Source organism: Gammaproteobacteria bacterium (assembly GCA_019748175.1).
Classification (GTDB): Bacteria; Pseudomonadota; Gammaproteobacteria; order JAIEPX01; family JAIEPX01; genus JAIEPX01.
On record JAIEPX010000002.1, the window covers coordinates 167,298 to 182,466 of the forward strand.

Annotated in this window: 7 protein-coding genes; 3 read left to right on the forward strand and 4 right to left on the reverse strand. The window is 36.7% G+C overall.

What is annotated here, in order from left to right; genetic code table 11:
* Both K2X50_00985 and K2X50_00990 read left to right on the forward strand, forming a co-directional pair.
* On the forward strand, positions 1 to 1,332 hold the full coding sequence (locus K2X50_00985) for a hypothetical protein (GenBank protein ID MBX9585807.1): 1,332 nt from the start codon (positions 1 to 3) through the stop codon (positions 1,330 to 1,332).
* A 25-nt stretch (positions 1,333 to 1,357) separates the two neighbouring features.
* Positions 1,358 to 4,012 (forward strand): phosphotransferase, encoded by a 2,655-nt coding sequence (locus K2X50_00990; protein ID MBX9585808.1) that lies wholly within the window; start codon positions 1,358 to 1,360, stop codon positions 4,010 to 4,012.
* A 49-nt stretch (positions 4,013 to 4,061) separates the two neighbouring features.
* Here the strand turns inward: K2X50_00990 and K2X50_00995 are convergent, their stop codons facing one another.
* The 3 genes from K2X50_00995 to K2X50_01005 form a co-directional block, all read right to left on the reverse strand.
* On the reverse strand, positions 4,062 to 4,580 hold the full coding sequence (locus K2X50_00995; protein MBX9585809.1) for a hypothetical protein: 519 nt from the start codon (positions 4,578 to 4,580) through the stop codon (positions 4,062 to 4,064).
* A 356-nt stretch (positions 4,581 to 4,936) separates the two neighbouring features.
* A complete protein-coding gene (locus K2X50_01000) occupies positions 4,937 to 11,815 on the reverse strand; it encodes an AMP-binding protein (GenBank protein ID MBX9585810.1) in 6,879 nt (2,292 codons plus the stop codon).
* A gap of 83 nt (positions 11,816 to 11,898) precedes the next feature.
* Positions 11,899 to 12,663: a LuxR C-terminal-related transcriptional regulator gene (locus K2X50_01005; protein MBX9585811.1), complete on the reverse strand. Its 765-nt coding sequence runs from the start codon at positions 12,661 to 12,663 to the stop codon at positions 11,899 to 11,901.
* Between the two features lie 418 nt (positions 12,664 to 13,081).
* On the opposite strand from K2X50_01005, the gene K2X50_01010 reads away from it, so the two are divergent.
* Positions 13,082 to 14,542 carry a hypothetical protein gene (locus K2X50_01010; protein ID MBX9585812.1) on the forward strand — a complete coding sequence of 487 codons (1,461 nt, stop codon included), beginning with the start codon at positions 13,082 to 13,084 and terminating at the stop codon, positions 14,540 to 14,542.
* Here the strand turns inward: K2X50_01010 and upp are convergent.
* A complete protein-coding gene (gene upp / locus K2X50_01015) occupies positions 14,525 to 15,169 on the reverse strand; it encodes a uracil phosphoribosyltransferase (GenBank protein ID MBX9585813.1) in 645 nt (214 codons plus the stop codon). The genes K2X50_01010 and upp overlap by 18 nt on opposite strands.

Here is a 15,169-nt window from a genome sequence, read left to right on the forward strand (position 1 = left end):
ATGAGTAATATTTATAAAATAGCTCAACTGCTTGCATTTGTTCAAGATAATGAAAGAAATTCATTGAAAAAAATTCACCTTATACCTAGTGAAAATACTCTTTCACCCTTATCAAGACTGCCATTGTTATTAGATATATATTCTAGATATTATTTGAATGATTTCAAAAGGTTTGGAGCTTGGTGTTTTCCGAGTGGACAGCCTATAGATTTATTAGAAAATGAATTTTTATATCCCATCTTGAGGGAATTATCCGGAGCAATATATATAAATACGAAGCCTATTTCAGGAATGAATTGCATGACCATAGCTCTTGCAGGATTAGCTGATTTAGGAGATTCAGTGTTAACTATTCCAGTCGAGAATGGTGGGCATGTTAGTACTACTATCGTCGCTGAAAGGTTGGGTTTGAGTTTGAATTTTATACCCTTTAAAAATACATTTGAGATAGATTATTGTAAGCTCGAAGACTTACTTAAAAAAATAAAACCAAAATTAATTTATCTCGATCATGCTACGTTCTTGTTCCCTCTTGATACATCGGCAATTAGGGCGCTTATTAATAGAGTTACACCTGATACTATTTTATATTATGATACAAGTCATACTAACGGCCTAATCTTATGTCAAGCTTATCCCAATCCATTAGAGCACGGAGTTGATATTTACGGAGGCTCTACCCATAAAACATTACCCGGGCCTCATAAAGCATTTTTAGCCACTAATAGAAAGGATTTGGCTGACAAAATCGAATCTAAATCAAATCATTTTGTTAGTCATAATCATCCCAGCAGCTCGCTGTCACTCGCAATTACTCTCATGGAGATGAAGTACTGTGGTGGAAGGGACTATGCAAATCGAATAATAACAAACGCAAAACTATTTGCAAATATCCTCTCTGAACGTGGCTTTATGGTATCTTCAAATAATCACAATTACACAGAAACACATCAAGTATGGGCCTATCCTGAAAAAAACATTGAAGAGTACACAAACTTGCTATCGAATCTGGGTATAGTTATTAATAAATTTAGCAGTTTGCCTGGTATTAATAGACAATCATATAGGCTTTCTGTGTCTGAAATAACAAGGATGGGTGCTCAGGAAACAGAAATAACGGAACTGGCTCATTTAATGGGTGATCTGCTGAATGAAAATAACGTAAATCGTTCATTAATAGATCGTTTCTCTTTACTGCAAAAAAAATTATCAGTGCCTCAGTATTGTTATAGATTTAATGATATTGAATCTGTAATCGAAGATTCTAAGCTTGGGTCTATCATTAGAGAATTATTACTATATTCTAATTGTCTTACTAAAGTTACTGATTAACATATTTTAATGGAGTTTAAATAAAATGATTACTATCGGAATTGTTGGTAATAAAGGATCTGGGAAAACAACTTTTATTACAAGGTTAATATCTAACCTACCTGCTTCTCAATTAGTCTTAAGTATAGACCATAGTCAAATAAATGATTTGAAAGACAGTATTTCTAATCAAGAATCATTGATACTAATTGAAATCGATACACTGGCATTTGATCAGTCAATAAGAGATAAGCTGCATATGATAATATTTATCGATCTCCCACTAGATATTTGTCTATGTCGACTTATTCTTCGAGAGAGGGATTTAGGCGCGCGGTATAACGAAAATATAATAAAAACCCATTTAGCGTTAGATCGATCGAATCTCAATTCAAGACTTTCCGAATTAAAGTGTATTTCAGATATCATCATCGATAATAATAAATTAATTTCTGATGTTGATATTACAGAAGTCTTAGATTTTATAAGCGAGTCAAGATCACTACCTCTATCTCATCGATTGAAGCTAGAATGTGTAAACCCAACGTTTGATGCATCATTAAAGCCAATCAAGAAAGGAACATTATATGTGGTTTCTGGTCCATCAGGAGTTGGAAAAACAACGATTATCAAAAAAGTTGTTGAACAAATTATTGATTTAGAGAGGCTCGTGCCCTACACAACGAGGAAAATGAGGGATAATGAATCAGAGGGTAACCCTTATAGATTTGTAGATAAGGAGATGTTTGAAAAAGTTGTTCCAAAAGATGATATGCTACAACGATTTACAGATTACGGTGAGGAATATGGTATAGCGGCTTCAGAAGTTTTAACTAAGTTAAATTCCGGAATATCACTTATTATTGATGTATCTTCCAAGGTTTTAGAGCAAGTTCGCTCAATAGTCCCTGATTTAAAGTCTATTTATATATGTCCTCGAAAGATGGTAGATATCATGGAGCGTCTCACTAAAAGAGATGGCGATCAGGCTTCTACACAACAACGCTACAAGAAGTCAGTTGCTGAACTCGAATGCGCTAGCTACAAAAGGTATGACTACCTTATAATCAATGCTGACATAGACACAGCCATTTTAGAGCTCAAATCGATAATAACCACGAATAACTTACAGATTACAAAGCAATTATTGCAAAATGCCAAGATACTTGAGACCTTCAATACACATTTAAAATTAGAAAGAATAACTAGGGGGCTTAGTATCGGACTTGATCTCTCTAACTATGAGGCTCGTCCCTTATCCTCGCTGAATAATCGATCATATCAGATAGTTGATCGCGCTTCTCAAAATAGCTATTTCCTGCGAATTGCTGGGCAGGGTGATGATCCATATCGACTCTCTGCTTCCGAAGAATTAGCTGCTCTAACTAAAGCTGCTGCTCTCGGAATCTACCCCAAGCTAATCCGGTATGATGAAGAAAATCTGACATATATCGTTCCATTTTTATCATATTATAGAAGATTATCGGTACATGAGCTAGAGTCTGAAAAATTCTTGGTGTTGGCATTATCTGCCTTAAAAAACCTGCATTCTTCAGAAAAATATACGGTTGACTACTTGCCTATCAAATACGATGAGGGTGTGCTGTATAAAATGAAACGAATGGGTATACCCTTTTCAGACGATATGGATAAGATTAGTATAATATGTCATAGGGTCTCTGATGTTTTAGAAAAAACGTGTCATGTAAAAGTGCCTTGCAATAATGATGTTTCTATTTATAACATTCTCTATTGTGCTGATGATGATGTCCTTGTGATTTCGGATTGGGAATGTTCGGGTAACAATGATCCCTTGTGGGATCTCGCTAAGCTTTCAGTGGAATCTAGTTTTAATGAAGAAAATGATAAAAAAATGCTTGAGCACTATTATGGATCACCCGTAAGTGCATTAAATTACTCACGATTGATATTACAGAAACTACTTGTTGAATATCACTTAGCTATATGGGCTAGATTACAATCTGTTACTAATGATTATTCTGTCTCTAAATATCAATTTGAATTAATTTATGCTAAGCGTTTGGATAATTGTCGAAAATACCTCGCTTTTAATCAATTTGAACATCATCTATTAGTGGTTAACGCTGCAGCTAAACAACTACATCCAGATGACTATGTTCATGTCCCTGCTTCAAGGATGAATATCGGTTTTTTCCATAGGCCGAGCAGTCTACTTAAATTCTGTAAAAAATCTGAATTGGATACTTCTGTAGAAAAAAAACTTCAGAATGAGGATAACCTAACATTATTTATCATAAAGCCAGATATTCCTTGTCGTAATAAAATAGGGGAGGTTATTTCATTTGTTGAGAAACAAGGATTCAAGGTCGTAACTTTTAAATTTAAGAAATTAACTACAGACGATGTTGATGCCTTATACCCTCATATGAAACAGGAAAGATTCGATGTCCTTGATTTATTTACCTCAGGTGAAAGTGTATTGGTGGTACTTAAAACTACAGATGCTGCGAAAAAACTAAGAGCATTAAAAGGTTCGACTGATCCCGCTAACGCTCAAAAAGACACTTTAAGAGGACTATTTGGCTCATCAATAAAGTGGAATGCAGTTCATTGTTCAGATGACGCATCAGCTGCAATCAGAGAGATAGCTCTATTCTTTAGCAGAGCTGAGATTCAAGAGACAGCTCAATTAACAGTTACAGATATTGATCCACGATGAGTCATTTCAAGATCATTGGATTTACCTGGCGAGCCTGAGCTATAATGAATTAATAAACTCTAATTACATTGTCATGCTTCATTTGATTTTCAACTTCAGCACGGCATTTTTCATAACTCGCAGAGCCATTAAAATATCGATATCGACGAGAAAGTTCTTCCCAAATTTGTCGAACATATTGTTCGTCATTATTATTAGAACTAAAAACATTCTGTGGTCGAGTCGCTTTTCTCGCCCTTAAATAATTATCATCTCTGATATCACTTCCATAATTAATATGAATACCTTTTGTTGGATCGTAATCTACTCTGAATGAATAATGTCCACAACGTAAACCAATTACATAGCCGAGATTATCCATATTCTTAGTATGTTTTGTTCCCCAATAAGGTTCCCACTGAATCTCATGATTATCAGACAATTTAGTCTCACTACGAATTCGTTGTTCTAATAGTGCTTTAACTTCTCGTATTGCGGTATAAAGATTTTCATTGACGTCATTGTCAACGACTTCTCGAACCACTGTTTTGCCATCAACTTCATTAGCCTTTTTATCAAAAAATCTCATGATTAATCTCCTCTCAAGTGAATACATAAAACCTGAGAGCAGGATAAAAATTTGCGCTTCTGGGCAGATCAGCATAAGTACGTGAAGTAAAAAGGGTGTTAATATTAAAATATGATAAAAAATCGAAAGAGTATTTTTTGATTCGTGGCGTATTTGCTATTTAATGCTTTAAAATAAGACATAAAATGAAATTTACTAATCTAGCATTTATTGTATGTGCCTGATCTCTGTATTATTACGGATGAAAGCAATTTCACAAAAAATGGGGGCATAGATCTGGATTTATCGCTGTAGTAATACTATTTTGGCCAATGATGAAGTAAATTATTTCAATGATAAATTTCAAGGTGTAAAAGTTACATTTTGCAGAACTCAGTAACAGTAGCGTCTTCGTTAGATTCTTTTGATGCGTCTTGATCTGCGAGAGTAAGAGCTGTAACGTCAATATTATCTTCACTAGATGATTTTTCATTAAACGAATCTATTGTCACCCCAGCAAGATCACCATTTGATTCGTTCTCTGATGAATTCCCATTAGTCGATGAATCAGTGATTTGAGTGTCAGTAGTTGGCTTATTATCAAAAGCGGTGCCTTGACTGAAAAATCGAACTCGATGGTCATCACGGATTTGTGAGTGTTTTCTGATCAATTTAGGTGATGACTGAGAGTCAGGGATCTTTGCTGAGGAAATCATTGATTCAAAATGCTTTTGGGTAAGTTTATCAAAATCATCAAGAACTGCAGTGGGGTTTTGGGTATGACTTATGGGTTTTGTTGTTGTATCGAATCCACCTCGCTGAATAATTAATGCTTGATTTTGATTTGATAAATCTTTTGACCCTATAAATTCAGATCCGGCTAAATTGATAGATTGATTTGTATTTGAGGACCACCTTAGTCTCCAATCGGTAGGTTTATCATCAAAGCTGTCCCATACTTGAATAGAGGTACTATAGTTAACAATAAGGGTGTTTGTCCTTTCATTCAACGAAATTGCAATTACTCCCTCCGCTGATGAAATCACAGCTAATTGTAACCCTGATACAGCATCCCACATACGCACAGTTCCGTCCCAACTTCCGGAAAAAACTCTCGTCTTGTTTAGGCTAATATGGACACAGCTCACTTCTTTTTCATGTCCACTCAAGATTATTGATTGGCTGTTAGATACATCCCAAATGCGCACAGTTTTATCCCAGCTTCCAGAGACAACAGTCTGTCCGTCTTTACTTAGATACACACTGGACACAACATGCCTGTGTCCTTCTAAAACTAATGAGTTACCGCTCTCTACTTCCCACATTCGTACTGTAAAATCCTGGCTGCCACTGACGACGATCCGGCCATCTTCACTTAAATGACAGCTTGTTACTGGGAGTGCATGCCCTTCGAGTATTTTCGTTATACCATTCTCGAGATTCAATACCTCCACTGTTTTGGCATTTCTGTCTGAAGCTGAAGCAATTATTTGTCTATTTTTACTTATGTGTTCATTTAGAATTAAGCTTTTAGGTTTACCTAACTCAATAGATTGAAATCGTGGCATTAAACATAAGGCGACTTTAAAAGGCACACTGAAGTTTTCATCTCGCTTATCATTACCTAGAGGTTTGCTCTGAACGGAATGCAAAAGTATCGGTCGATTAGATGTGCAATCATTTATACTTACGGTATCATCCCAACTTCCCAATACAAAAGTACGATTGTTATTATCGGTACGAATATGACATGCCACCGATTGATTAGTAGATAAATCCCATCTACGTACGGTCTTATCTCTAAAGCCTGCCGAAGCCAGGGTTAGACCATCGTCACTTAAGCGGACACTTACCACGCTATCCCTGTGTCCAGAGAGTACGATAGATGCTCCGGTAGATGCCTCCCATATTCTCACTGTAAAATCATCACTCCCAGAAACAACTTTTCGTCCATCATCGCTTAAATAAATACTCGTAATTTGAAACTTATGTCCCTTGAGTACCTTTGACCGGCCAGTAGCAATCTCCCATAAACGTATGGTCTTATCTAAACTTCCGGAAGCAACTGTGCTTCCATCGCCGCTCAGATGTACGCATGTCACTTCACGCTCGTGACCACGCAATATTGCTATCAGTTGAGCCTTGGCTACATTCCAAACTCGTATAGTTTTATCATCACTGCCAGAAGCAAGACGACTACTATCAGCGCTCAAGTGTACACTGGTCACTGTGTCATCATGTTTGCCAAGCACTGTATCTTGATTGTTCATTAGATCCCAAACTCGCACCGTGCGATCTCTACTTCCTGAGGCTACTTTGCTTGCATCTCTGCTTAAATAAACACTCACCACGGCAGCATTATGCCCATTTAGCTCTATTATCTCTCGACTTATTAAATTCAAAACCCGCACTGTATTATCGAATCCAACCAGTGCCACTTTTTTCCCATCATCACTCATGCTAACACGGTCAATACATTTCATAGGTGTTTTGAATTCCTCAATGCATTGAACTAATTCGACATCCCAAATATAAACGATATTTTTACTAGCCGTTACTAATCGATTAATTTCAGGTCTAAAATCCATACTCCAAACTGCATCATTATGTTTGAAATATGGATATTCACCAAAACTCACTCCATTTAGCTGGCAATTATTCAGTCGGGTGTTCCTTAGCCAGGCTCTAAAAAAATTAACGTCAGTAAGATCGGAGCCTGTGAAATCTGCGCAATCAAAATAACCGCCGCTCAAGACAGCTTGTGGAACTCGTATATCTCTAAGATTGGTTCCATTGAAAAATTCACCCGCCATGTTGAGTAAGGTGATTGCGATTCCCCCTAATGTTTTAATTTTTTCATTATTACGTGTCTCAGTAATAATTTTATCTAACGTAGTTTTGATTGTCGGATATTGCCGATAGCCCTCAGCCCAGAATTTTACTATACCTTGATTGCTAACTAATTTTTTTGGTAGAAGCTTGCTTTCTATAAACCAAGTTTGAAGTTCATTGTAGTCAACATTTTCCTCTCTAAGTGTTGTAATTAAGGTTTCTGCGGCAAAATACTCGAGCACTGATCTATGAATAAACTGATGGATATTGTTTTTGGAGCACAGAGGTGACGCTTTGAGTAACTGTTTATATTGGGAATCGAATAAATTATCTAGGGGACTGGATATTTTTTTTGAAGCGCTTAGTAGACTTTTGCTTTTCTTTACTTCATAGCTCGTGAATCCTTCCGAGAAGAAGGCAAGAGCAATTCTCTGACAGTGTAATCGACACGTTAGTTGAAAATCTTGATCATGTTCTATTCCTGTTTGGCCTTTGATTTTTTTTTCTCCTCGTTCAAAATAATCTTGGTTGAATACTTCGTAGATTTTAAAAGGTGTTAATTTTTCTGGTGATTTCAGGAGTATAGGAAGTGATTTTAAGACGAACTTCAAGAGCAAAGGATTTTTCACGAGTTCGATTAATTCAGCATGTGATTTAATTTCTAGGTACAATTTTTCAAGGTCATGACTATTAGGTTCCATGGTATTTTTTTTCAAATAAATACTCATTAAATCTTTTATCTGCTCCTCATTAAATGCCTGGAGCTTGATGTTGTCGAGCGCCTCTATTTCTCGAGGGATAAAATTAGTGAGATAGCCTGGTTTAAGTGTTTCTGATTGACATGTGAATATAACTTTAAGATTTTCGTAGTCCGAAAGTCCATTGGTATCATAGTAATTAAAATCCGTTGCACCTTGTTTTTCATCATAACTTTCTAATATCAGTACCCTGACTTCGAATGATTTAGTGTCCCAGACATTGCCCGATTCTTTGAGATCTTCTCTAATACTTCTTTTCAATTCCTTGCTCGTGTATCGGTTCATCATTATTTTTTTAGTGGGAGTCCCGATTGCCTCTAAAGATTTTTCTAGGTGTTCGGCAGCTATGGACTTTCCGAGCCCAGATTCTCCTTGCAATAAGAGTACTTTTTTTTGTGGGCTAGCTAAGAAATTAGTGATGGCATCAGAAAAAAGAATCTTCAGTCTAGTTTCTTCTTCCTTCTCAAGGACGTTAGTTTCAATGATTTCTATGAAGGGAACCACATAATTTGCTTGATTTTCCAAAATCTTTTTGAGTTTTTTAAGTTTGTGATAGGTAAAATCCTGAGTGATTTGAGCTGTAATTTTTTGTGCGAGGCTACGTTGTTGTATCATTTCAAAATGATTACCTTCGACTATGTTATCTTCAATTTCATCGAGACCCAGGATACAGTTTTTAGGCCAGTAGTGTGCTTTGTCCTCAGTTAAGATACCTTCGAGTAAATAGTGTTTGGCTTTGTATAATCTAATAGGCTGTAAGGGTTCTCGAATAATATAATTATGTTCTGCAAGTCTAATGATCTTCGCAGTCATGAGGATATTGAGGTAGTTTTTTTTTGATTTTTGAATTAGATAATCAAAACAGTGGGTGATGCGATTTCGCGGTTTTTGTAATCTGCTGAGTTCGGTCTTGAGATCTTGGGTGTCTATTTTTAATCCAATCGCTTGACTTAATTTGCTCGCAAGTAAAAGTAGTTCTAGGGTCTGTTCTTCATGACTGAGGTGATGAAAGGGAAACGGCGCGATGCTATCACAGACATAAGCATAAGCTGTGATATTATATTTAGCCAGGGCATTCACAATTTCAGGACTTAGGGTGCCACCTGAAGACCAACCCAGAATAAAAATCGGAATATCTTTTTTGTTGTGTTTTTCAATCCAGTATTTGATTGTTAATGCATAGTCTTGAGCCATGCTGTACAGCGTTGTTGGCATCAGAGAAGGATCAGTGAGTCCTCGGGCTTTTAGTCCGTAAATCTGAAAGCGCTCGTCGAAATACGATTTTTTGAAGTCCTGATCACACTGTGAGAAGAACTCAGAATAATCTTGTTCAGGGTCGCCCAAAATCGAAGGGGGGCAAAAAATAATATAGGGTGCGTCCGAGTTTTGTTTTTTCTTGAGATCCGTCAGTTCGATAGGATGTAGTAAGCTGTAGAGGCGTTTTGTCTGGCTTAAAAGCGTTTTGCATTCTAAAGCGAGAGCGTTATTAATCTCTTCTTTTATTTCAGGGAAAGCTAAACGTATCACCTGAATAAGTGGGCTGATATCGATGGATCGACCGCCAATGAGAAAAAAATCATCTTCTAACGATAGTTCAGTTTTGCACAGAACTTCTTTCCAGCAATTCTGTAGTTTTAATAGGATAACATTTTCATCAGAGCTGATTTTGCAATCTACAGAAGATGCATCATGAGTTTTTTGGGTATGAGTCTCAAAATACGATTTATTCAGTTCAACGAGATTAATTTTAGTTTGCGTAGTTGGAAAGTCTTTTTTCCAGATGATATGCAGCGGTGATTGTTTATCAATGTTCTTTTCAGTATTGATAATAAAATCTCGAATCACAGCATCATCCAATTTTTGATGTTCTTTTTCTACTAAAAAAACCAGCAAAGTGGTGAGGTTTTTATCTTCCAGAGAATTACCCACGGCAGTGACAGCCACATGCATTTTTTCCAATTGAAAATGCTCACAGAGATTGGCTTCGATGCTGGGGAGTTCAATGCGTTTTCCGCTGATTTTGACCATACGAGAATAGCGGCCTTGGTGTTCTAATCGGCCATCGGCTCGAAGAATAGCCCTATCACCGGATTTGTAATAGCGCTCATCATCAATTTTCTCAAAGCGCCACGCATTGTTTTGCATGGCGTCGCCTCGGTAGCGGCGCGTCAGTGAGATACCGCCGAACCAAGGTTCGCCCGCTTGGTCAACGACTGACAGAGGAGATTTTGGGTTTTGATAGGTGGTTTCAGTTCCGTAATCTTTTTCAATCTCAGGATTATTAACGTCAATATTCGTTGGGACTTTAATCAGGATTTTAGTACCTACAATTGCTTTGCCTATACTCAGCGGTTTTCCGACTTCATCCATGTCCAGATTTTCAAGCGTGGCACAAATCGTAGTTTCAGTGAGTCCATAGCCATTCACAATTTGCAGTTGATCCGTTTTCCATTTTTTTACGAGCTCCCAATCGAAAGATTCCCCGACAATGAAAAGAGCTTTCCATAAAGGGAAATTTTCAGGTCCACCTAATTTATTGAGAAAAGCCGGTGTGAAAATGACGACATTAATTTTATGGTCTCGGTAATATTGTGCACAGCGTTTTTCATCAAGTCGAATTTCACTTGGAACAATCGCTAAAGTTCCACCGATACCTAGAATAAGAGTTTCAGCAACCCAGGCGTCGAAATCGCAGGTGGCGTATTGAGCCATGATCGAATCGCATGTGAGATCCACGCATTCTCGATGAGCTTCTATACAGGGCATAAATCCACGATGAGCAATTTCAACACCTTTGGGTTTGCCTGAAGAGCCCGAGGTGTAAAGAATGTAAGCCAGATCCTCTGGATCGATTTTGATATCGGTGTTTTCTGTAGGAAAAAAATTGATTGCTTTTTCGCAATCATCCAAGCAGAGACAGAAAAAGCCATGTTTATCAGGTTTAGGTAATAAATATTGGTGATCAGAATGCGTTAAAATAAAGGTGGGTTTTCCATCCGCTAAGGTCTGAGCAAATTTATCAAAATAATCGTCGATGGCATCCGGTGAATTACCAATCGCGGTAGGATCAATGGCGATGAAAGCACCGCCTGCTTTCCAAATAGCTAGAATAGCGATAATCCATTCGGGTTCGCGGGGTAGGAATGTACCAACGATAAATTCATGTTCAGTGTCTATCCCGCGCTCTTTTTTTTGTTCGAGTAAAAAGTGAGCCATTTGATTAGCTCGAGCATTGAGTTGAGCGTAGGTGAGGATTTGATCGTTGAAAACAAGGGCAGGCTGATCAGGATAATATTTTGCATAAGCTTCAAAGCGGTGTAGGAACACAAATTGGTTCAATTCGTGAATTTTCGTAAGATCTCTATTGTCAGAGAGTTCTGCGAGACAGGCTTTAATATACTGATCAACGGCAATGCGCCGTTTTGGTGGTGATAGAGTGCCATTTTTCCACTGTTCGAGATCGGTAGTCTCGATTTGGTTATTCAAAATAATGGATCTATAGGGTTCATCTTTGACAAGTTCTGTCTGCTTGTTCAAATTCTCCTCTAGAATTCTTGTTATTATCTCTGTTAGGCGAGTATCTAATTGATCAGTTCTATATTCTAGCATCAGTGTCATTGGGAAGAGTTGTAGCTTCGTAAGCCCATCAATCACTGTTTTTTGCATAATAATTCTCCTGTTAGTTTGTTAGAATACTACAGATAATATAATCAATACATAATTTAATTGAAAAAATCTACTGCACATTGTTAGTTTCCTAATTCAAAGTGTATAATTTTGCTCATTAGTTCTAATTTTGTTTTGCAGCCCGTCTTGTTTTTGATATTTTCTAAATGCGTTTCAACAGTGCGTTGCGATAGAAAAATTTCCCTACCCGTCTCTTTTGCAGTTTTCCCCTGTTTTAGATGATCTAAGACTTGAGCTTCACGGTGAGTTAGTCTTACTCGGATATTATTGATTTTGAGTCCGGTCAATTTATTGGATTTATTTTTGTGTTCTGAAGGGAATAATTTACAATTTTCTTCATTCAGAATTTTAATTAGATCAATTTTATCCGATAACGCTGCTGTTTTAGGGATGTTATTCTCTTTCTCTGTAATTCTATGCCAAAATTCACTAGATAGCTCTTCACCGTAACCTGCTATTGCAAGAGGTTTGTTATCATCATTTAATATGGTAAAACTGATATCTCTGATATATTTAATTTGACCATCCGCTGAGAGGATTCTGAAAAAAATGATGCTGTTATCTTCTTCAAGGGGCATTTTAATCCTTGAATAAATTATCGGTTTAATATTGTTGATATCATTAGATAATATGTAATTCCACCAAGAGCTAGGATTTTCGCTCAAGCTACTGCATGAGCCACCAAATACCAATTCAAATTGTGGGCTTATAAACAACTGCTTGTTATAATCAACACTTCGTATCCAGCACACGGTTTTTGGTTGATTAGCTAATTGTAAAAATAAACTGTTAAAAGTATGAATGCTCGTAACCAGTTTTTGGTCCATTTCCTGCTGCTCCTTTGTAAAATGAGAAGTCCATAATAGTGGGCATTTGAGTAGATATCCTCGGTAAACTTACGCGATCTTTTGGTAGTGATAGTAGGGTATTGAATTGACGTGAGTTAGCCTCTAAAGTCTGTATTATTTGCAACATTAAGTAAACGTTGGGTGTATGGAAAAGAAACGAATGATAAAGAAAGACAATATTAAGAAATTTTTTGATATTTATTAGTATTAAGGCGCAGTGGTCGTTCTGTAATATTACTGATTTTTTTTTTCACAGTAGTGCTAACCTAAGGACCTTCTAAACGTATTGGAGAGGCTAATGAATAAACAGTCAATGGAAGTAGTTATAAGTGAATCATCTCGAAAGAGATTGGTCTATTCGTACTCTGTGCGATATCTACTAGCTCGAGCAGTTCATATGGCCGCAGAATTTAATCTAGGTAAAATAATTGGCGCTAAGCCTAAAGGTTTTGATTCTATTTACCAAGCGATTATAAGTCAAATAGCATCAGTTGACAGAGATTACTTATTAAGGTTGCTTAAATTTTTGGCCCGCCACAATGTTATTGATATAAATAATAGAGAAGAATTCAGTGCATCATTAATAACGCCATTTTTAAATGATGAACATCCAGAACTTATCGTCAGTCAAGGAGACTGGTGTCGCTCTGCAAATTTATTAGAGTATTTGGCTGGTCAAAATGATGAATTTGATCAGTTAGTGTCAATTAGTTTGAGTGCAAATTTAAAAGACTTACAATTGATTCTTGAATCTAGTCCTAAAGATATGGTGCTATTGTTTTCAAAATTTCATTTAATTTCTCGGGCACTACATACCATAGCTCAAATCAATCTAATTAGTTATATGAAATCCGATAGAATATTAGATGTTGAATTGATATTGGCTTCATTAAAAATTAGTTTCAAACAATTTGACCGCCTAATGAAAATTCTTGAGTTACTCAAGCTTTCTAAAAAATCACAAGATATTTACAAATTATCTAAGATACTCGTATCTGTTCTTGGTGATGCACCTCAAACGATACAGCCAGCTTTTTGTATGGTTGATAATGCTTGGTGGAATTCAGTGAGTGAACTTAAGCATTCTATATTAACTCGTCAATCTGCTTTTCAAAAAGCTAATAATATGAATTTTTTCCAATATCTCGATGTAAATCCTGATCAACGACGAAAATTTGATATTGGATTAGGCTGCTTTTCTAAAAATGACGATGAAATAGTTGCTGAAAAGTTCGATTTTTCAACTTATAAAAGTATTGTAGATGTGGCAGGAGGGTATGGTAGTTTACTCTGGGAGATATATTCTCGCGACACTAATTTTCACCATGAGTTGACTTTGTATGATACAGAGCAGGTGATGAACAATATTCATAATCAGCTACGCAAGTTAGACAAAACGGTATTTATTTCATGTCCAGGGAACTTTTTCGAATCGTCAGATAACGCTCAGATACCAAGAGGTAAAGACCTTTATATCATTAAAGGTGTTTTACATGACTTTACTGATGCTCAGTGTGTTACTGTTCTAAAAAACATTAATGATGCGATGTCAGAAAATAGCCGATTACTAGTTATTGAGAGATCATTATCTTCAGGTGAAGGTATAGATTCCAATTATTTTTCGGATATGTTGATGCTGGTGCTATTAGATGGTCGTGAAAGAAGTTTAGAAGAATGGTTGGCACTCTATAAAATGTGTGGATTTTTATGCGACAATGCAGCTTCTCCTTCTGTGGTGGGGGACTTTAGTATGATGCTATGCAGAAAATATACATTTTTTTCAAGAGCAACTTCTCAATCAGGCGAGATTCTTGAAGAGAAATCCACAGTTGATGCCGGGCTATTTAGTTCCAAATAATCGATCGCCAGCATCACCTAATCCAGGTACCATGTACGCATCATCATTCAAATATTCATCTAATGCAGCCACATAAATCGGAATGTCACTAAACATTTTATTAAATACCGTTATGCCTTCGGGTACCGCAATAAGTGCTAAAAAGCGTATATTTTTGCGATCTATTCCTTGCTCTAATAATATTTCAAGGGCTCGTACAGCAGAGTAGCCAGTTGCTAACATAGGATCGAGGACTATAAACATTTGATTTTTATTTGAGGGAAGTTTTACAAAATATTCAATTGGGAGATGAGATATTGGGTCACGATAAAGTCCAATGTGGCCTTCATTTGCTGTAGGCATAAGTTCTCTGAGTGCATCAGCCATTCCGAGGCCAGCTCTTAAAATGGGTATAATTGAAACATCATGATCATCGAAGATAAGACCCGTTGTCTCAATGATAGGAGTTTTGATGGTGACGGCTTTAGTAGGGAAATCCTTTGTTAATTCGTAACCCATGAGAAAAGTGATTTCTCGGAGTAATTGGCGAAATTGCCCGGACTTGGTTTCTTCCATCCTCATCAGAGTTAACTTATGTTGGATGAGTGGATGATTAATAATGTGTAGATTAGGAAAGGTTCGGTTCAT